26 protein-coding genes and 1 pseudogene are annotated in these 19,053 nt (G+C 38.1%); 7 read left to right on the top strand and 20 right to left on the bottom strand.

The features are described from left to right. Positions 1 to 33: 33 nt before the first annotated feature. The 10 genes and pseudogenes from TRESU_RS11540 to TRESU_RS14765 form a co-directional block, all read right to left on the bottom strand. Positions 34 to 2,553: a heavy metal translocating P-type ATPase gene (locus tag TRESU_RS11540; protein WP_013702383.1), complete on the bottom strand. Its 2,520-nt coding sequence runs from the start codon at positions 2,551 to 2,553 to the stop codon at positions 34 to 36. Positions 2,554 to 2,604: 51 nt separating this feature from the next. Beyond that, positions 2,605 to 2,967 (bottom strand): heavy-metal-associated domain-containing protein, encoded by a 363-nt coding sequence (locus TRESU_RS11535; protein ID WP_013702382.1) that lies wholly within the window; start codon positions 2,965 to 2,967, stop codon positions 2,605 to 2,607. Between the two features lie 20 nt (positions 2,968 to 2,987). Further along, a complete protein-coding gene (locus TRESU_RS11530; protein ID WP_013702381.1) occupies positions 2,988 to 3,299 on the bottom strand; it encodes a metal-sensing transcriptional repressor in 312 nt (103 codons plus the stop codon). A gap of 187 nt (positions 3,300 to 3,486) precedes the next feature. Then, positions 3,487 to 4,665, bottom strand: a complete 1,179-nt coding sequence (locus tag TRESU_RS11525; protein ID WP_013702380.1) for a phosphoglycerate dehydrogenase — start codon at positions 4,663 to 4,665, stop codon at positions 3,487 to 3,489. Between the two features lie 15 nt (positions 4,666 to 4,680). Beyond that, on the bottom strand, positions 4,681 to 5,802 hold the full coding sequence (gene serC / locus TRESU_RS11520; RefSeq protein WP_013702379.1) for a 3-phosphoserine/phosphohydroxythreonine transaminase: 1,122 nt from the start codon (positions 5,800 to 5,802) through the stop codon (positions 4,681 to 4,683). 257 nt (positions 5,803 to 6,059) lie between these two features. Next, positions 6,060 to 6,917, bottom strand: a complete 858-nt coding sequence (locus TRESU_RS11510; protein ID WP_013702378.1) for a putative ABC transporter permease — start codon at positions 6,915 to 6,917, stop codon at positions 6,060 to 6,062. A 28-nt stretch (positions 6,918 to 6,945) separates the two neighbouring features. Beyond that, entirely contained in the window at positions 6,946 to 7,602 is a 657-nt protein-coding gene (locus tag TRESU_RS11505) for a TetR/AcrR family transcriptional regulator (RefSeq protein WP_013702377.1), read from the bottom strand. Positions 7,603 to 7,843: 241 nt separating this feature from the next. Further along, positions 7,844 to 8,653 carry a GNAT family N-acetyltransferase gene (locus tag TRESU_RS11500; RefSeq protein WP_013702376.1) on the bottom strand — a complete coding sequence of 270 codons (810 nt, stop codon included), beginning with the start codon at positions 8,651 to 8,653 and terminating at the stop codon, positions 7,844 to 7,846. Positions 8,654 to 9,163: 510 nt separating this feature from the next. Next, positions 9,164 to 9,451, bottom strand: a pseudogene (locus tag TRESU_RS15840) (DUF3990 domain-containing protein); the annotation flags it as partial. 98 nt (positions 9,452 to 9,549) lie between these two features. Beyond that, positions 9,550 to 9,702, bottom strand: coding sequence for a DUF3791 domain-containing protein (locus TRESU_RS14765; RefSeq protein WP_081454793.1), 153 nt, complete (start codon positions 9,700 to 9,702; stop codon positions 9,550 to 9,552). A gap of 3 nt (positions 9,703 to 9,705) precedes the next feature. On the opposite strand from TRESU_RS14765, the gene TRESU_RS11485 reads away from it, so the two are divergent. Further along, positions 9,706 to 10,071, top strand: a complete 366-nt coding sequence (locus tag TRESU_RS11485) for a hypothetical protein (protein ID WP_013702375.1) — start codon at positions 9,706 to 9,708, stop codon at positions 10,069 to 10,071. Positions 10,072 to 10,088: 17 nt separating this feature from the next. Here TRESU_RS11485 and TRESU_RS11480 read toward each other — a convergent pair whose 3' ends face one another. From TRESU_RS11480 to TRESU_RS11455, 7 genes are all read right to left on the bottom strand, one after another. Beyond that, positions 10,089 to 10,439, bottom strand: a complete 351-nt coding sequence (locus TRESU_RS11480; protein WP_041612078.1) for a WYL domain-containing protein — start codon at positions 10,437 to 10,439, stop codon at positions 10,089 to 10,091. Positions 10,440 to 10,444: 5 nt separating this feature from the next. Then, positions 10,445 to 11,125, bottom strand: coding sequence for a hypothetical protein (locus tag TRESU_RS11475; protein ID WP_041612077.1), 681 nt, complete (start codon positions 11,123 to 11,125; stop codon positions 10,445 to 10,447). A gap of 175 nt (positions 11,126 to 11,300) precedes the next feature. Then, positions 11,301 to 11,411: a Dabb family protein gene (locus TRESU_RS14760; protein WP_245535736.1), complete on the bottom strand. Its 111-nt coding sequence runs from the start codon at positions 11,409 to 11,411 to the stop codon at positions 11,301 to 11,303. Between the two features lie 38 nt (positions 11,412 to 11,449). Then, positions 11,450 to 12,073, bottom strand: a complete 624-nt coding sequence (locus TRESU_RS11470) for a hypothetical protein (protein WP_013702374.1) — start codon at positions 12,071 to 12,073, stop codon at positions 11,450 to 11,452. Then, complete coding sequence (locus TRESU_RS11465; RefSeq protein WP_041612076.1) at positions 12,070 to 12,339, bottom strand: helix-turn-helix domain-containing protein; 270 nt, start codon at positions 12,337 to 12,339, stop codon at positions 12,070 to 12,072. Before TRESU_RS11465 ends, TRESU_RS11470 begins: the two co-directional genes overlap by 4 nt. Before the next feature lie 99 nt (positions 12,340 to 12,438). Next, positions 12,439 to 12,747, bottom strand: a complete 309-nt coding sequence (locus tag TRESU_RS11460; RefSeq protein ID WP_041612075.1) for a response regulator — start codon at positions 12,745 to 12,747, stop codon at positions 12,439 to 12,441. Further along, on the bottom strand, positions 12,716 to 13,768 hold the full coding sequence (locus TRESU_RS11455; RefSeq protein WP_169309768.1) for a sensor histidine kinase: 1,053 nt from the start codon (positions 13,766 to 13,768) through the stop codon (positions 12,716 to 12,718). The genes TRESU_RS11460 and TRESU_RS11455 overlap by 32 nt, the downstream gene beginning before the upstream one ends. A 138-nt stretch (positions 13,769 to 13,906) precedes the next feature. On the opposite strand from TRESU_RS11455, the gene TRESU_RS11450 reads away from it, so the two are divergent. From TRESU_RS11450 to TRESU_RS11430, 6 genes are all read left to right on the top strand, one after another. Beyond that, a complete protein-coding gene (locus TRESU_RS11450; protein ID WP_013702373.1) occupies positions 13,907 to 14,413 on the top strand; it encodes a hypothetical protein in 507 nt (168 codons plus the stop codon). Between the two features lie 225 nt (positions 14,414 to 14,638). Next, positions 14,639 to 14,764 (top strand): hypothetical protein, encoded by a 126-nt coding sequence (locus TRESU_RS15835; protein ID WP_013702372.1) that lies wholly within the window; start codon positions 14,639 to 14,641, stop codon positions 14,762 to 14,764. A gap of 23 nt (positions 14,765 to 14,787) precedes the next feature. Further along, positions 14,788 to 15,111 carry a hypothetical protein gene (locus TRESU_RS11445; RefSeq protein ID WP_013702371.1) on the top strand — a complete coding sequence of 108 codons (324 nt, stop codon included), beginning with the start codon at positions 14,788 to 14,790 and terminating at the stop codon, positions 15,109 to 15,111. A gap of 17 nt (positions 15,112 to 15,128) precedes the next feature. Continuing rightward, positions 15,129 to 15,653, top strand: a complete 525-nt coding sequence (locus TRESU_RS14395; protein WP_013702370.1) for a hypothetical protein — start codon at positions 15,129 to 15,131, stop codon at positions 15,651 to 15,653. Between the two features lie 501 nt (positions 15,654 to 16,154). Next, positions 16,155 to 16,466, top strand: coding sequence for a type II toxin-antitoxin system Phd/YefM family antitoxin (locus TRESU_RS11435; protein ID WP_013702369.1), 312 nt, complete (start codon positions 16,155 to 16,157; stop codon positions 16,464 to 16,466). Further along, the gene (locus TRESU_RS11430) at positions 16,457 to 16,885 is read left to right on the top strand and encodes a type II toxin-antitoxin system VapC family toxin (RefSeq protein WP_013702368.1); all 429 of its coding nucleotides are present in this window, start codon (positions 16,457 to 16,459) and stop codon (positions 16,883 to 16,885) included. The genes TRESU_RS11435 and TRESU_RS11430 overlap by 10 nt, the downstream gene beginning before the upstream one ends. Before the next feature lie 243 nt (positions 16,886 to 17,128). Here the strand turns inward: TRESU_RS11430 and TRESU_RS11425 are convergent, their stop codons facing one another. The 3 genes from TRESU_RS11425 to TRESU_RS11415 all read right to left on the bottom strand — a co-directional run bounded on the left by TRESU_RS11425 (position 17,129) and on the right by TRESU_RS11415 (position 19,052). Next, the gene (locus tag TRESU_RS11425) at positions 17,129 to 17,593 is read right to left on the bottom strand and encodes an AAC(3) family N-acetyltransferase (protein WP_013702367.1); all 465 of its coding nucleotides are present in this window, start codon (positions 17,591 to 17,593) and stop codon (positions 17,129 to 17,131) included. A gap of 134 nt (positions 17,594 to 17,727) precedes the next feature. Further along, positions 17,728 to 18,519 (bottom strand): formylglycine-generating enzyme family protein, encoded by a 792-nt coding sequence (locus TRESU_RS14390; RefSeq protein ID WP_013702366.1) that lies wholly within the window; start codon positions 18,517 to 18,519, stop codon positions 17,728 to 17,730. Positions 18,520 to 18,551: 32 nt separating this feature from the next. Beyond that, on the bottom strand, positions 18,552 to 19,052 hold the full coding sequence (locus TRESU_RS11415; protein ID WP_013702365.1) for a hypothetical protein: 501 nt from the start codon (positions 19,050 to 19,052) through the stop codon (positions 18,552 to 18,554). Position 19,053: the final 1 nt, after the last annotated feature.

The raw sequence follows: 19,053 nt of genomic DNA, 5'->3' as shown, positions 1-19,053 counted from the left end.
TGGCGACATTTTTATTACCACGGCGTTTTTGTTTTAAACCACTTTGTATCCAGCCTTTTTTACTGCGTCTGCAATTTTTTTGTCATCGATTTCTTTTGAAAGTTTTAAGACAACTTTTCCTGTTTCATGGTCTGCTGTGGCTTCTTCAACTCCCTTTATTTTTTCAAGAGCTTCTTTTACGTGCGCCTCGCAATGTCCGCACATCATTCCTTCAACTTTTATAGTTTTTTCAATCGTTGACATAGTAACCTCCTCTTGTCTTTTTAAAGATTGAAATTTATTTTCTGATTTTGAAAATTTATACGGCTTAAAGAAATTCAGTCTGAGCGCATTTGTTACAACGCAGAAACTTGAAAGGCTCATTGCCGCCGCCGCAAACATTGGATTTAAACGCAGCCCGAATGCCTTGTAGTAAACTCCTGCCGCAAGCGGAATTCCTGCAATGTTATAGAAAAATGCCCAGAATAAATTTTCATGAATATTTTTCAATGTTGCCTTGCTAAGCCGGATTGCCGCCGGAACATCTAGCAATGAATTTTTCATAAGAACAACTTGCGCGGAATCGATTGCAATGTCGCTGCCTGCTCCAAGTGCGATTCCGATGTCTGCGCTTGCAAGTGCCGGTGCGTCATTTATCCCGTCTCCAGCCATCGCAGTTTTTCCTTTTGATTTCAAAGTTGCAATTGTCTTTGCTTTTCCGTCTGGAAGAACACCTGCGATAATTTTTTCTATGCCGGCATTTTTTGCGATTGCCTGCGCCGTTTTTTCATTGTCGCCTGTAATCATAACCGGAGTTACAGACATTGCCTTTAGCTGCGAAACAGCCTTCGCGCTGTCATCTTTTATTTTGTCCGCAACGCAAATCATTCCAAGAATTTTATTTTCCTTTGCGAATACGAGCGGTGTTTTTCCTTCGGAAGAAAACAAAGCTGCTTTTTCTTTTATTGATGAAATATCTGCATTTTTTTCTATAAATGCTAAATTGCCTGCAAAAAATTTTTCTCCTTTGATTGTGCATGAAATTCCATTTCCCGGAAGCGAAACAAAATTTTGTGTTTCAATAAGTTCTTCATTGGTAAAAGTGGAATTGCTATAAAATTTTACAACAGCTTTTGCAAGCGGATGTGAACTTTTTGATTCAAGCGACGCTGCAATTTTCACCAAGTCTTTTTCTGAAATATCATCTGCCGCAACAATGTCAGTCACTTCCGGCTCGCCTTTTGTTATTGTTCCTGTTTTATCTAGCGCGACAATTTTTATTTTTCCGGTTTCCTCAAGAGATGTTGCGGTCTTAAAAAGAATTCCGTTCTTTGCTCCGACTCCGTTTCCGACCATTATGGCTACTGGAGTTGCGAGTCCCAATGCGCACGGACAGCTTATAACAAGGACGGAAATTGCTCTGGACAATGCAAAGTTGATTTCCGCGCCACAAATCATCCAGACAAAAAATGTTATTGCTGAAATTAATAGCACGGATGGCACAAAAATTCCGGAAACTTTGTCTGCTGTTTTTGCAATCGGAGCTTTTGTTGCGGAAGCGTCGCTTACAAGTTTTATTATTTGTGAAAGCGCAGTTTCTTCTCCAACACGCAATGCCTTGCATTTTAAAAATCCATTTAAATTTATAGTTGCTGAATATACTTCGGTTTTTGCAGATTTATCGACTGGAATGCTTTCTCCTGTTAATGCTGATTCGTTTACAGAAGATTCTCCTTCAATTACAATTCCATCGACAGGAATATTTTCTCCGGGCTTTACAATAAAAACGTCGTCTTTTTTTATTTCGCTTATTGGAATTACAATTTCTTTGCCTTCACGTATGACTGTTGCATTTTCAGGTTTTAGCTTTATGAGATTTTTTAAGGCGTTTGTAGTTTTTCCTTTTGAAATGGACTCAAGCATTTTTCCTACAGTGATGAGAGTTACAATCATTGCAGCTCCTTCAAAATAGAAATTGTCCATGCATTTCATTACGCGCAGCTCATCACCTTTTAGAACCGCATCAGTCATGTTAAAAAGAACCAGTGTGCTGTACGCAAATGAAATTCCGCTTCCAAGCGCAACGAGTGTGTCCATGTTTGGAGTTCCGTGGATTAGTCCTTTAGTTCCGCTTATAAAAAATTTTCTATTGATGAATAAAATTATAATTGTAAGCAAAAGCTGAACAAGCCCCATTGCAACATGGTTTCCGTTGATCCAAGCAGGCAGCGGAAAGTTCAGCATCATGTGGCCCATACTGAAATACATGAGAATCAAAAGAAAAATTAATGAAGCTGCTAAGCGGCTTTTTAGATTTTTTAGTTCTGAATTTTCTAGCAAAAGTTCTTGCTCTTCTGGTTTGCTTGTTTTTTCACTGCCTGAAATTTTTGCGCCATATCCTGCTTTTTCAATGGTCTGAATTATGCTTTGTGCGGAAGCAGTTCCTTTCACGGACATTGAATTTGTAAGAAGGCTTACAGTGCAAGATTCCACGCCTTTTACTTTTGCCACTGCTTTTTCAATTCTAGCAGAACAAGCGGCGCAGCTCATTCCTGAAATAAGAAATTTTTCCATTCGAACCTCCATTGCTTACAGACAAAAGCCAAGAATGAAATTTCCTTTTTATTATGGAATAGTTTTTATAAATTTATATCCTGTGTTTTCAACAGCAGATTTGATTTCTTCGTCTGAAATATTTCTGCTTGCCTCTAAGACCGCAGTTCCATTTTTGAAGTTTACTTTTTTTACAGAAAGCTCTTCGATTTTATTCAGTGAATTCCATAGTTTTTTTGCGCACTCTGAACATTTCATTCCTGCTGTAAAAACTGTCTTTTTTTCAACAACAGGATTTGCAAGGTGTTTTTTTTCAACTAAAGTTCCGCTATCTCCTCCACAGCAAGAACCTTCGCCTTTGAAATGCTTTATTGAATTTCTTAAGGCAAACGCAAAGATTACAATTATAAATAAAACTAAAATTATGTTTATCATTTTTTTCCTAAAGAGAAAAGTTATTTCATAAGTTTTTGAAGTGTGCGGACAAGCTCGTCAACAATTTCTTCGTCGCCGTTTTTAATTCCTTCCGCAACGCAGCCTTTTATGTGGCTTGCAAGAAGCTCTTTTGTGAACGAATTAAATGCGGCTTGGCATGCAGAAACTTGAATAAGAATGTCCGTGCAATACGCATCGTTTTGAAGCATTTTTTTTACTCCATTGACCTGACCTTCGATTCTACTGAGCCTGTTTACAAGTTTTCTTAATTCTTCTTCTGGGCGTTTTGTTGTTTTGTTTGCGCAGCATGATTTTTTTTCTTCCATTTCCATAGTTTTCTCCATGTAATAATTTTTTTATTATACTATACCACGCTACTGTATATGTCAATATCTTAGGAAGTCTTGCGAATTATTTTTTAGCGTGAAAATGAATTTTTTTCGACAATTTAAAATAAAAAAATCCCTGCGAAAGTAAAATAAAATTCATTCCGCAGGGACGCATTTTGATGAAAGATTTTTAGTTGTAAATTGGTCTTACTTTTGTAACGTCTTTTATAGCTGCAAGATTTTCCAAAGTTTGCTCTGTAACTTTTCCTGCCACATCAATAATGTTGTATGCAACTTCGCAGCGGTTCTGGTTTACCATTCCTTCGATATTGAGATTTGCTTCTCCAAGAATTGTCGTGAACTGCGCAACAAGTCCAGGCTCATTTTTGTGACTTATGCAAAGCCTTGTTCCGCCGCAAGGAATAGGATTGTCAGTTGTTGTCTTTGGGAAGTTTACGCTGTTCTTGATGATTCCGCGCTCAAGAAAATCACGAAGTTCTTTTACAGCCATTACAGCGCAGTTGTCTTCTGCTTCTGGAGTTGAAGCTCCCAAATGCGGAAGGCAGATTGCTTTGTCGCAGGCAATAAGTTCTTCAGCCGCAAAGTCTGTAACCATGCATGAAATTTTTCCGGCTCTGATTGCCGCAAGAACATCTTCATTGTTTACAAGTCCGCCGCGCGCAATGTTTATGAGCTTTACGCCGTTTTTCATGTTCTTGATTGTATTTGCGTTGACGAAGCCTTTTGTGTCTGGAGTTTCTGGAACATGGAAAGTAAGGTAGTCTGCTTTTGCAAGAAGAGTATCCAATGTTTCAGCGTGCTTAACCTGATGATTTAAACTCCAGGCGGCATCTACGGAAAGGAACGGATCGTAGCCGATTACATTCATTCCAAGTTCTACGGCTGTGTTTGCGACTTGCGCTCCAATTGCTCCAAGTCCGATTACGCCTAAAGTTTTTCCTTTTACTTCCTGTCCGATGAAATTTTTCTTTCCTTTTTCAGCAAGTGTTGCGATTTCTGCTCCTTTTCCAGCGAGGGAATTTACCCACTGATTTGCGGCGATTACAGGACGGCTTGCCATAAGAAGTCCGAGGATTACAAGTTCCTTTACAGCGTTTGCGTTTGCTCCCGGTGTGTTGAAAACTACAACGCCTTTTTGCGCAAGGTCTTTTACCGGAATGTTGTTTACGCCTGCTCCAGCGCGGGCAACAGCTTTTATGTTCAGGTCAATTTCCATTGAAAGCATATCGTGGCTGCGAACAAGAATTGCGTCCGGCTTTACGATTTCGCTTGCAATTTCATATTCATCGCGTGGAAAGTTATCAAGTCCAACTGCGCTGATTCTGTCTAGTGTCTGAATCTTAAACATTTTTTTTCTCCGTTCTTATTTGTTTTCTTCTGCGAATTTTTTCATGAACTCAACAAGAGCTTTAACTCCGGCCAGTGGCATCGCATTGTAAATTGAAGCTCTCATTCCGCCTACAAGCCTGTGTCCTTTAAGATTTACAAGCCCCGCGGCTTCTGCTTCTTTTACAAACTTTGCATTTATTTCTTTTTCCTTTGCAATGTCGGCTTCGTCTTTTGAGCCTGTTGAATATTTTGTGAGGAACGGAACATTCATGAGAGAGCGGCTTCCTTTTTCTGCTGTGGCGTGATAGAAATCGCTTGAGTCAAGATAGTCGTAAAGATAGTTTGCTTTTTCAACATTAAGCTTGTGAATTCCTGCAGCTCCTCCATTTTTTTCAATCCAGTCAAGAACTTTTCCGAGAACGTAAATTGTGTAGCAAGGCGGAGTGTTGTACATGCTTCCGTTGTCTGCGTGAGTTTTGTAGCAAAGCATTGTCGGTGTTCCTTCGCGCGGAGTTTCTGTAATCAAATCTTCACGGATTATAACAAGCGTAACTCCAGCCGGAGCAAGGTTTTTCTGCGCGCCTGCAAAAAGAAGTCCGAACTTTGAAACATCAAGCTCTTCGCTCAAAACACAGGATGAAATGTCTGCAACAAGCGGAATTTTTCCTGTGTCCGGAATATACTCGTAGTGGGTTCCCATTATTGTGTTATTGAAGCATATATACGCATAGTCGTAGTCGCCTTCAATTTTTTCAACATGCGGAATGTAAGAATAATTTTTGTCTTCACTTGAAGCGATTATGTCAACTTTTATTCCAAGATGTTTTGCTTCTGCCGCCGCCTTTTTTGCCCAGACTCCAGTCTGAATGTAAGCTGCTTTTCCTGTGTGGATTCCAAGGTTTTCTGCGACCATTGCAAACTGTGTTGAACCGCCTCCCTGCAAAAAAAGGATTTTGTAGTTTTCGGGAACTTTCATGAGCTTGCGGATTTGGGATTCCGCATGGTCAATTATCGCCTGATATGTGCTTGAGCGGTGGCTCATTTCCATTACTGACTGACCGCTTCCGTTGTAGTCAAGCATTTCCGCCGCGCATTCTTTTAAAACTTCTTCCGGCAAGCAAGATGGACCTGCGCTAAAATTGTATACTCTTGACATTCTGTACCCCTTTTAATTTGATTTGTGAGAAAAATCACAATAATTTTGCTGTAATTTACTTAATTTTATAAGAAAAAAGAAGGCGTTTCCATTGAAATTTAGCCAAGGCTTACAAAAATTGCCAGAATTTGCTGATTTTACGCTGAAAATCGTCTTTATGTGAGAAAAATCACAATATTTTGGTGTTTTTTGCTTTGTAAACGGTTTGTCATTGCCGCGCTTGACACGGCAATCTGTTGTAATTTTCAAAGTGTTAGTTATTTGCGGATTTTGCTCAGCCGTTCGTTGCGTTTCTTTTCGATATATTCCTTGAGCGTCTGCTTTATGTGGTCAAGCGGAAGTTTATATTCGCGGCTGGACATTGTAGGAAATTTCCTGAAAAGGCTTTCTTCGTTGTGCTGCCTGCGTGAGAATTTTTCAAGCCGTTCCCTCATTTTTTCGCTTGCCTGAATTGAGCCGGATTCTATTCTAGCTTTTACAGACTGAATCATTGTGTGCAAGTTTGTGTCTGCAAACCAAGATTCGCTTCCGTATTTTTCCTTGAGCTGCTCGCCGAACATCTTGAGTTTTTCCATTGTCTCGCTGAATCTTACAAGCCGCTTTATCGTGAAAATCACATCGATTCCGAGAATTGTACTGAACGCATAGTAAATTGAAGGAATGAACGGCTGAATTTTGGGAGCAAAAATCAAGTTTACGGCTATTGGATGCAGAAAATGCTCAAGCGCAACTCCGCCAAGTCCGAAAGCGCATGAATTTAAAAGACAGATTCTTCCATTTAAATTGAATTTATGTGCTGAATAGTCCCACCATTTTGTGTGGAAAATAGTTTCCAAAAGCCAGCTTGAAAAATACTCCAGAATAGAGGCTAAAATTGCGGATGCCACAAAAAGCCTGAACCAAGTTTCACGCCAAGGATAAATTCCAAAAAGAATTATAAGCGCGCCGAATCCGTAAATAGGGCAAATCGGACCGTGCAGCATTCCGCGTTTTTCGATTTTTCTGTAAAGTGAAGAAACCCAGATTTCCTCGCAAATCCATCCGACAAAAGAATAAAAAATAAAAAGCAAAAAAAGATGCTGGCTGTCAATCAAAGGCATATTTATCTGATTCATTTTTTCCTCATAGAATCTTTAAAAAATTTTATGCGCACAAAAGTCTGCTGAACTGCTCTACAAGCCTGTTGATTTCGTCAATTCCCTTGTCGTCAGACTGAAGTGTAAAAAGTTCTCCTTCGCCGCTCTTGGGATTTTGTACTACAACTTGCTTGCGTTCCAAAAGCCTTCGATTTAAAAAGTCGTTTATTCCGGCGCAGAACCATTTTGAAATTCCCGGAATTTGCTCTTTTGTAATTTTTATTTTTTCCAAATTCAAAAGGCATTCAAGCACGATTTCAGTCTGGGATTCGAGCTTTTCATTTTCTTCCTTTATAATCTGCGCGGTTTTTATGTCGAAATATTTCTGGCTTTCCACAAAAGTGTAAATTTGAAACAGCGGAGCTTTTTCGTGCATTTTTACGTAGCGGCTCACGATTCCTTTTAGGACTGTTTCAACAGGATATTTTTTTGCCACGTTTTCAATTTCGGCTGGAATAAATGAAATGCTTTTTAAATATTCGGCGCAGGAAGAAGTTGCCCGCTCGATTATGTCGCTGCGGCTTTCAAAGTGATTGTAAAGCGATGCCTTTTTTATTCCAAGCGATTCGGCTATGTCAGAAAGACTTGTTCCGCCCGCGGACTTATAAAACGCTGTGTCCAAAAGAGATTTTATAATGCTTTCCTTTGTGATTTTTTCCGACATATAAACCTCGCTTAATTACTAACGCTCGTTAGTCTAAATCAACTTGCGATTTTTGTAAAGAGGAAGAAGTGATGAATTTTTTATTTTATGGCAAGTATATTTTACGAAGCAAAGATAATAGCATTTTTTTATTTATTTTGGCACAAGCTTTAATTTCCTCTGAAAATAAACATCGTACTGTTTAATAGTACAACGGTTGTTTTCTAAGCATAACATTGATGTGCATGGATACGGAAAATCTTCACCTTTCCCCATTCATCTTTTCAATTTCCTCAATCGGTTTGGCGGTGAGTTCGCACCAGGCGGGACGGAAGCCGCTTCTGATTGCGTTTCGGGCGGAGACGATGTTCGACCAGGCGCAGCAGTAGAAAGGAATTTTTCCGCGCCGCAGAGTTTCTTTTGCAAGTTCCATTGTGAGGGCGGAGGCGATTCCCTTTCGCCGGAAGCCGGGAAGAACGTCAACGCCAATCTGCCACATCGTGTCGCAGTCCGCGGAGCAGCCTGCAAGTCCGACGGTTTTTTTAGAGTCCGAATCGAAGGCGGCTACCGCAAGCACGTCAAGATTTTTTCTGTCCGCGCAGAGAGCGTTGCTCCATTCGTCAACGTAAAGGTTCTGAAAATCGCACGGCTCAAGGATTTTTGTGACGAAGTCGTTTCTGCTTTTGTCGGATTCAGTTTCCGAAAAAAGCTTATTCACGTCGGGCAGCCAGTATTCCGCCATAAAGCACACGTCGAATCCGAGCGGACGCAGCTTTTGGGAAAGCACGTGCATATTCGGCGTTTCAAAGCAGTGGTACCACACGAAGGATGAGATGTATTCCTCAACGATTGCGCAGAGTTCGGGCAAGCAGGATGCGACAATGTTGTTTCCGTAGCTCACAAGGTCTGCGGCGAACGGAAGCTTGAGGTAACGGCGTGCGTCCGCATTTTCCTTTGAGATTACGACTTTGTTTTTGCTCATAAGAAAATCTTCCGCGCAGCAGTTCATGTCGATTGCCGACTGTCTCATTGCGGTTTTTAGAATCTGTTCGTCCGTGATTTTTTGCGGCATATAAACCTCGCTGACAGGTGTTTTCCGTCAGTTTAAATAAATTTTGCCGCCTTTGCAACGTTAAGAACGCTTCTGTTTGTGGCTGCACTGTTTTTGTGAAGTGACTGTAATTCTAATAAGTTATATTTCAGTCCTTGTGTAGCGAACAAAATCATATTTTTATCAATTTAGTACGTTTGAACCGTACAAGTTGTGTTTTTTGTTAGTTTGGTCTATTATAACTGTATGATAGCAAGTGGAGCGATTCCTTATGTAGAAGAATCTAAGTTGCTGAAACAATCTATTTATTCTAAAGTTTCTTTAGAATGACTCAACTAGATAATTCATTTTCGATTAAATCTTCTGCCAGATTTTTGTAGTCCAGATTTTCTATTCCATTTTCACTTGATTCAATTTGTTTTGCAAGTTTACTGAAATAATATTTATCCATGGCCTCCCGCAAATCTATTTTTAATGATGCCGCAAGATAATTAATAATATCTGTTTCGAGATTCTGTTTATAAATTTCAGTTAAATCTTTTGAATTTGTAATTTATTTTCAACCAAATAGGATTTTTCGAATTTCAGAACAGCAGTAAGAACTTCCTGATTTACGATGCAGATTTGGTCATTCATTTTATAATATCTTAATTCTTCTATGGTTCTGTTTTTATCCCATAAACCTCGGAAATACATATCCACAGTCTTAAATACATCATCATTGGCAACGTTTTCGATTATCATATCATAGGATTCATTCAGATTGTCGCCCTTTCTGCATGAACATACAAAATCAAGCCACTTTTCAGCCTGATTCTGGTAAGTTGTGACATAAAATCATTTTCCAAAATCCAAATAGTTTTTAGAAAAAGAAACATCAGGAGCCTGAATTTCCTTGTTGGAACCGTGAAAAACTGTCATACAGCGATTCCTTTTTCACGTACAAAATCAGAAATATCTTCGACTAAAGCCATTTCCCCCTGCGTATGAAGCACATCGTAATATTTTATGATATAATCGTCGAGGATTTTCGTTTTGTTCAATGTATGATAAACATCAGGAGGTTGCATAATATGCTATGTTGTAAAACACCATCTGTTGGAATCTGGTGGTTTTATTATGGTGAAGTTCTGTTTGCGGATTCTGTTGCCGTTGAAAATGGTTTGCCTTATGGTGAATGTATCACAGGACTTTCAGACCATGCGGAGTTCTGGGAACAGCTTTTGAAAAACGGGGAACTTGATAAAATTCCACAAAACTTACAATCTGAATACTTTTATATTCCTCGCGGACGCGTTGTTTTTCACAAAGATACAGGCAGATTCACAATTCTTCACGGTGGATTAAAAAAAAGAGAGCTTAATAAAATTAGAAAATTCTTCTGCCTTCAAAAAGAGCTTACTGATTTTGATACAGATTTTCATTATAAAATAATTTAAGGATAACTAGTTTGAATTTATTTTATTTTTTTCCATAAGGCGGTGATTTCTTCTTTCCATCTTTTTACCAGTTGTTTTGGTTCAAGTGGTTCTGCTTGTGAGCCCCATGAAAAAATTAATTGAAGCACTTTTTCAAATTGACTTGAGGAAAAAGTTATTGTTGTGGATTTTTTATCTTCCTTAAATTCTTGATCATCTGCCCATTTGTGAAGCTTTATCCAATCTTTTGCATATCCTGTAAAACGGATTTTATATTTTTCAACATTATCGCTTTTAAATGCTCCAAGTCTGCCGCCGCCACAATAGTTATTGAAATCGTATTTTTTAGGAAGCTTGAATTCTTCGCCTGTAATAACAATATCTGCCATAAAATTCAAATCATATAGAAGAACTGTGTCCGCATATTCACTGTAGGCAAAAAGATATACAGAACCGTTGTCAAGAATAAGCTGGAAAGGCCATACAAACGCTTTGCTTCATTATTTGTGTATGGTTTTGTGTAGCGAAATTGTATTTTTCGGTTTTTTGATAAGGCTTCGTTTATTTTATCCCAGTTTTTTACGTTGATGTCATATTCCATTTGAGGGGAAACAATTACGCGCCCGGAAGATAAAACGGAATCTTCTTTTGCAACTTTTGGTTCAAGAAAATAAATCAGTTTTGTAATGCTTTCGAAAATTGGTGTATTTTTGTATTGCTGTAGAAGGCCTTTTAGGCTTGCCACAAGTGCGATATTTTTTTTAGTTTCATTGGAGTAGATTTCATCGACTGTTTTTTTGATTTTATAACTTCCGTGTATTTGTTTTTCTTCTATTAAATCCATGTCTTTTAAGCTTCGGATTGCTCTAAGAATTGTTATGTTTGAAGTTTGAAAATGATTTTCAAAATATTTTGAATTGTATTTTATTTCTGGATGATTTGGCGCATCTCGTAGAATTCGGAGAATTTCGTAGCAGCGTTCATCAAGTTTTGGTGTTAAAAGTTTTTCGATTCTTTTTTCATCGCGTTTTGTCTGGCGAATTCTTTTTTCTTCTGAAGAAAGTGCTTTGCTCATGGTTTTAGTATACCACAATTAAACGATTTCCGCGACTTTTCAATATGCCGCCGGCGAATACCGCTTCTCCAGTGCAGATTGAAGAGCGGATTACGGCATACTGAGTTTCGGGATCGAATTGTAGGTCAGCTTTCCTTGCTTTCTTGCGACCGAAGAGTTTCATTCTGGCTCTCGTTTATATTTCAAAATCCAGGCAGGCACGGCTTGCTGTAAATGGACGAACCTTGCTATCTGCAACTGCTACGTGTTCCGGGTGTTTTGAATATTCTTTGAGGGCTTCTGGAATAAAGTTACTGCGACAGAGGAAAACTAATCTGTTGTGTTTCAGAATGACGGTAAGTTCGAAAAAACTTTCTTAACGAAGCGGTAAATAAAAAGGCAAATTGTGGCACTTACAAGCTTATCTACAAAGTTTGTGATTGTGCCGCCTATGTATGCTGCAACCGGCAGGCTTCTGATTACAACGTAGATTCCCTGAACTGCGTTATCAACCTGCGGAATTGATGTGTTTGCGCCATAAACAAAGGTCGAAATTGTGTCGCCGATAATTGAATTGCTGATTGCGGCTAAAAATCCAGCCCACATAAAACTGTCAGAAGAAAGCAGTTTTTCATTAGGATGTTTTTTCCTTTCGGCACGGAAAACCAGCCAAGCAATCAGCGCAGTAGAAAGATGACATGCAGAAAAGAAGATTCCCGTGTGTGCAAAAATGAACAAAAGAAGATTTGAACCAAAAGCGCAGATTAAGCCTGGTACAAGTCCGCACAAAGCAGTTACCGCAATTGTCATTACTGAATCAAGATAAAGAGGAAATGCAATTAATCCCGCCAGAAATGAACCTAGATAATTTATTCCGATTGAAATTGCTATAAAGAGAACTGTAAAAATTATTCTGCGCGGTGTCCAGTTTTTGTCCGGCAACCTGCTGTTTATTAAGTTGCCGCTCATACTGTAAGCCCCAGAAGTTTTGCTTTTTCAAGAAGGTCGTGCCTGTCTTTAATATCGAGTTTTGAATAGACTTCGGTTCGCTGATTAATGACTGTTTTTTCTGATTTACCGAGCTTTTTTGCAATGTCTGCAACGTGCATATCCTGCGAAAGAAGAATAAAAACTTCACGCTCTTTTTTGGAAAGTGATTTGTAGTTATCAAAAAGGTAGCTCAAATCATTTGTGATGTCGTGTTCGCGCCCATGTTTTACAAGGAGGGATTGCATCAGTTCAGTTGCAGCCTTATTAAAATATGAATTGCCGTTTGCAACAGTAGTAATTGCAGAGGCAAGTTCATCAATTGTTGCGTCTTTTGTAATGTAGCCCTAGACTCCGTTCAAAAGAGAATTTTCAACATGAATCACATCATTGAACATGGTGTAAATCAAAATAGCAATGTCGGGAGAAAGCTTTTTGAGTTCGGGAATCAATTCAAGTCCGCTTCTGCCGTCTAGGTTCAAATCAAGAATGACAATTTTGATGCCGCGGTTTTCCTTTAAGGTTTCCAGTGCGCTTTCATAATCACTTGCGCACACAAAATCAAAAGAGGAATCTTTATTTTTAAGCATCTGCGTCATGCCGTCGCGTAAGCCCACATGATCATCAACGAACAGAATCTTTAATTGTGATTGCAATTGTTGTTCCTCCCTCGCTTATAAAATTGACAGTGCCGCCCAAAAGTTCCACTCGCTCTTTTATGTTAGAAACGCCGTAATGCTTTTTGGCGCTCTGCTTGTTTTTAAGTTCAACTTCTTCTTCCGAAAAACCTTTGCCATCATCTTTTATAATAAAGCGGAAGTCGTCGATTCCATCTACAAAACGGATTTCCACGTTACTGGCATTTGCATGACGGCTGATGTTGGAAAGAGCTTCCTGCAAAATGCGGACGAGTTCAATTTGGACATTTTCGCTTAAATGCTGAATTTTAGTTGAACCGATGAAGACCTTGGTGGAAATCCCGTAGTTTGCTTCAAGCGTCACCGCAAGTTTTTTTACGATTTCCTCAAAAGTTTCACTTAAGTTCAGGTGAGTGGTTCCAATCATATAGCGCACTTCGTTAAAAGCCTGCTGAGCATAAAACTTTGATTTTGAAATATCTTCCTTTTCAAGATAAAGTTTGAGGGCGGCTAGATCCTGAGCAACACCGTCGTGAAGGTTGCGGCTGATTTTAGACTGTTCTTCGCTCATAACTTTAAGGCGGTGAAGGTCAATTCTGTTTTTAAAGGATTTTTCTACAATCAGAAAAACTGCAATCATAATGAGGATGAGAGAGCAGTACAAAAGTGTGTCGTAGCCAAGGTTCAGGCGGTTCTGCGTCTGGTGCATGTTGTTTTGAAAAGTGATTATCGGCTCAATTGTGCTCTGATTTGTTTCCAGAAGTTCAATAATCTCTGAAAGTTCAGTTTTTAATTCTTCATCAAAATAAGTAAAAGGCGCGTAATCGTAAGTGAGTTTTTCTATCAAATCATCATGATTAAAATTGCCGCTGTTTTCTTCCAGCTGGACTTTGAGCATCTGAGAATCCAGTTCCGAAATCTTTTTGTTTGAGTAGGTCTTAAAATAAATGGAAAACCCAAAATTGATTATTGCCACATAGATGATGAGTAATTCAATTTTAAAAACATGCTTCAATGTTAAAGCAACACTTTTGCTCATGCGCCAAGTATACATCAAAAGTCCCGTTTTTGTTTGGGAAATTTTCCCAAGAATTTTAGGAAAGAGTCCCAAAGGAATTTTCAGCTGATGCGCTAGAATGAAGGTGTCAAAATACTGAAAACAGGAGATTTTATATCAATGAGCAATTCAAAAGAGCAATTTCTTAAAACTGAATTTTTTATTTTCTCGTGGAATGCCGCAACAGAGCATAATTTAGTTTGGAATAAAAACACTACAGATAAAGCAAAAGGTAATTTTAGAAAAAACATAAAAGAATTTCTGGAAGACAAGCTATCAAAAGTTTATGGCGAAAGGAAAGTAACAGAAGAAGAGCATATCAAGAATATTGCAGAACTTCAGGAAAAAAGCATAGAACTGGGAAATAGATTGAATTTCGGCACCTGTCAGAAACTTCTGAATATGATGTGCAAATATTATTGGTGCGTAGGTTTTATTGAAGAACCGCCGCATCTTCCAATAGACAGAATCAATCTTGAAAATGCAGGGATTAAAGGCTGTAACTGGACTCAGATAGAAGATAAGAATGAATATAAAAGTATTATTGATAAAATAAGAAAAAAAGCAGGCAGTCAATCTCTTGCTGAATGGGAAATAGTCCATTGGAAAAGAAAAAAACTATACTGATGAATAGTAAATTGTTTAAAAAAAACAAAAAAATGCAAAATTTTTTCATAAAAAAAACACCTTTTGTGTATTTATTATCAAGTATACATCAAAAGTCCCGTTTTTTGTTTGGGAAATTTTCCCAAGAATTTTAGGAAAGAGTCTCAAAGGAATTTTGACCTCTTGATGTAGAATGATGGCATTTAGAAATCAATGAAAATTGATAAAAATCAAAGGAGATAAAAAATGAAGAAGATTTTAATTATTTTGGCGATGACTTTTGTGCTTTTCTCTTGTGCAAATTCTGCAAGTGATGATTCAAATCCTACAAGTGAACCAAGTAAACATTCGATTATTTTAAGCATAACGTAAGCAGTATTGATACGTATTATTTGGTGTTTGATGAAACTATAAGATTTTTAAACACTTTACCTGACTTTAAAAATCTTGAAGAAGGAACTGAAGTTCAACTTCCGTGGGTTCTTTATGCAAATGTAAATCTAGAGGATGAATCGATAGGTGAAATATCAAAGACTGAAACTGACAATTCAAATTATGTTATTGAACCATATTTAGGTTATTATAATGCTCATATAGGGGTGTCTACTGACAGTTCTAAACGTCTTAGGTCAGTAACTCTTGGAAATGAAGATATTGTAATTCAAATTTTTAATTATAATGTTATTAGTATTGATGAATATCATCAGAATTCTAATTAAATAAAGGTTAAAATTTTATGAAGGAGAAAATTTTAACTGGAATAGAGAGAGAAATCTCAATTCTTGAAGACATACAAAAAGATTTTCTAGATTCTATTAAAGACAAAGGTACTTTTGATTCATTAGAAAAATATAAAGCAGTGCACGAATCTGATTGCGGAATATATATTTTCTATTTGAGTAACACTGATTTTCCATACAGTGAAAAAGAATATAATGAAATAAAAAAAAGCAAATCAGTTTTTTTGCCGCGCTTTAATAATCAAAATCTGAATATAAAAATGGAGTCAAAGAAATGTTTGTATGTGGGAAGTTCCAGAAAACTTCTTTCTCGTTTGGCTGAACATTTTACAGAAAGTCATCCCAAAACTTATGCCCTTCACCTGTCTGAATGGGCAAAACAGATAGAGCAAAACATTACTTTTCAGATTCTTGAAATTAATAAAAACGATGCATCAGATATAAATAATAAAATGCAGAAATGTGAAGATATTCTCTGGGATTCATTAAAACCGATTCTCGGAAAGCAGGGAAAGAAGTAAAATAAACGCGTTTTTTTCTAAAAATTCATAATGGTTGTAAGCGGATAATAATTATCCGCATTATAACTACTCTACAACAGCTACGGCTTCAATTTCAACAAGTGCGCCTTTTGGGAGGGCTGCTACTTCAAAACAGCTGCACAAGATGGAACTTTATCTGGGTCAGAAGTTATAGTTGATGTAATTTCTGTTTTGTTTTGATGGAAAAAAATATGAATACGCTTGAAATAATTTATAGATTATTTCAAGCGTATCGTCATTTTTAAATAAAGTCAAATTTTACAGCATCGCAATTCTAAGCTGCTTACCAAATACAGAGGCTACTTTCTGCGTTAGGGATAGCGCATAGCGGAATGAACTGAACCCGGAACGTAGCGACCTGAGCGAGCCTTGCGAAGCGAAGGTAACCTCCGGATTTTTATTTTAAACTTGACGATATGACTATAATATGACTATAATATGACTATATGATGGTCGGAAAAATCTGATACGGGAGGCGCGATGACTGCTCCGCTTTATGATGTGAAGGCAAGGCTAAGCGAATACATAACGTACGCTGAAAATGGAGAAATCGTTGAGATAACAAAGCACGGAACGGTTTCGGCGGTGATAATCAGCAAAAAAGATTTTGATGAGAACTACAAAAACTCTGTAAAAAAGAATCCTGTGGAGGAGCTGCGCAAATGGCGGGCGGGATTAAGCAAGGATGAGCTTTTGGTGTTGGCGGAGGCCGGTGAAGAATATAATAGAATTCTTGAAGAAAATAGAAATGCGGAACGCCTTGATTTTGGGAGGGAAAATTCATGGGGCTAGTCTATTTGCTTGATACAAATATTGTTTCTGAATTTGCAAAACCGTTTGGAAATGAAAAAGTTTTGTCAAAAATTGAAATGCAGGCTAGCTTTTCTGCGATATGTGCTCCGGTCTGGTTTGAATTGCTGAAAGGTGTGGATATGTTGCCGCATGGAAAAAGAAAAGATTTGGTTTTTGATGCGATTGAAAATTTTGTACACTCGAATTTCAGTGTTCTTTCTTATGATGAATCTGCCGCGTCCTTGAATTCTCATATTGCGGCAAAGATGATTGCTGCTGGAACTCCAACTCCTGTTATTGATACTCAAATTGCCTCTATTGCAATGTCGAACAACTTGATTCTTGTGACTCGGAATATAAAAGATTATGAACCTATTAGGGAGCATTTTTCGCTTTGTGTTGAAAATTGGTTTGAATAAAAAATAAAAGCGTAAGTGAATTTACAAGTTGTGAAGATTTTGTGTGATAAGAAAGATTAAGGTTGTTCAGAACCCCCAAACTATTTCAAGTGAAAGTTGAGTACAACCATCTGGAGCAAATTGCAGGTTTATGCGATGAAGCGGCAGTTTTTTTTGTGACGAAAAAACTTTCGGCTCGCCCTACGACTGGAAATATGAAGTCTATCCTTCAAAAAGCATGAAACAGGGCGGGTACAACGCTTCCTAATAATGCATTGCGGTAAGTTTATAAATGTCCACGCCCAAAAGTAGTGCCTTGCCTCCGTTGTGAATGGCAAAGTTAAGTCCGCCAGTTACAGCTTCCTGCGCGTGTTTTCCCCAGCCTGAAATCTGCATGATTCCGCTTCCTGTAAGAGTTCCGTTTTGCAGCCTGAAAGTGTTGGCGATAATTCCCATTGCGCTTTTTTTTCTGTCGTCGGGAAGGATTTTTATTTTGCAGGTTATTCCAAGTTTTTTGTCTTCGTCCGTGAGCGTAAGGGCAGGGCTGAGCCTTAGTGCCGGCATAAAAATTGTGCCTTCTGAACCGACACTTTCCTTGATCGCGCTGATTACAGTTTCAGCTCCGCCTTCAACATAACCAAAACTTTTAAGGCTGCTGTGAACTTCAAGGCACATTCCTTCTTGAACGCCATTTTTCCTAAGCGCATTTACGATAAAGCTCTTGTCCATTTTTTTCTCCATGTAATGGTTTAACGATATTTTCGGAACTAGAGCCTATTGCGTTTCTGAAAAAAAATCAACTTGAAGTTGCGACTTTAGAAATTTCCAAGCGGCTTGCGAAGTTGCCTTTGCTGTTTGCAACCTTATTTTGCATTCCTTACTACACGGAAAGAGAGTGGGTAAGGACCAAGTGCTGTGTCATAATACTTTGGTTCCCATTTGAGTCTTTTGTATATAGGTGTTGGAATCTTATTTCCTAAGTCTAATTGCATATCATCTAATCCTCCTCTAAGTATTCTGTCAAAATACATTTTTCCCCAAGAAGACATTTCTCCGTAATCTGATCCATGCGGGTCTTTTGAATTTTTGCTTTTGTTATAATAATCGCTAGAATACAAGTCCCAGCACCACTCATGATTTCCTTTGTTAAAATCAGAAATTCTTATTTCATTCCGGGCTGCGTATTCCCACTCTGCTTCTGTTGGCAAGCGGTAGCCGTTTGCATTCCAGTCGCAAGTAATATTTGGATATTCTGCGCGGAGTTTTTCTGCATTATTGATATTATCTTTTGAACCGTTAGAGGCATAGCAAGGCGTAAGACCTTCTTCTATGCTCCGAAAATTACAATACACTATTGCATCATACCAGCTGATGTTTCCTGCAGCTGTTATCTTCCACTGGCTTTGTGGAATTTCTTCTCTATAATATCCTATTGGATATGCACCAGTTGTGCTCATCCATTCATAAAGTGTGATTTTAGTTTGACTCATGTAAAAATCACTTACGGTAACTGTGTGTACTGGGGCATCTTCTTCAGAATTGCTTCCCATCTGGAATGTGCCGCCTTTCACTAGAATCATATTATTTTGTGCCGAAAGTGGAACAATTGTAGCTAATGCTAAAACTGCCGCAAGAATAAATTTTGTGTGTTTCATAAAAATCTCCTGTTTTTATAGATTATTTTTGATTACTGAATAAGAGGCATAATTGTTGTGATATAAATTTGCTTGGCTCTGCTATAGCTGTTTATAACTACATAATGATTGCCAGCACGCCAATCGTCTGTTACAAGGGCAACACTTACATCGCAGTTGCGCTGGTTCATCAGAGCTTTTACAGAGGAAGCAACTTTTTGACTTGGGTTGTATTTTTTTATATTGTCAAAATCAATTACATATCCCATGCTTTCAACCCAAAAAGGAATATATTTATTAAAAATATTTCTGTCGTTCCCATCATGGTATGTATAAGAATCATAGAGCCAGTAATGAAGTTTTCTGCCATCAACTAATGCCCAGCCATCCTGTTCTTTGTATGAATTTGCGATGTCAAAAAATAATTGTCCTTTAAGAGTTATTCCATTCGGCCAATACCACCCATGTTTTTTTATTGGTCCTTCTTCTGCAAAAATGCCAGTTACTGCAAAAAACATAAATACAATAAATGCAACAAGACTTTTCTTTTTCATT

The sequence above is a fragment of the Treponema succinifaciens DSM 2489 genome (assembly GCF_000195275.1).
In the GTDB taxonomy this organism is placed as follows: Bacteria; Spirochaetota; Spirochaetia; order Treponematales; family Treponemataceae; genus Treponema_D; species Treponema_D succinifaciens.
Note: the sequence above shows the minus strand (reverse complement) of the source record. Positions and strands in the feature narration are given on the sequence as shown.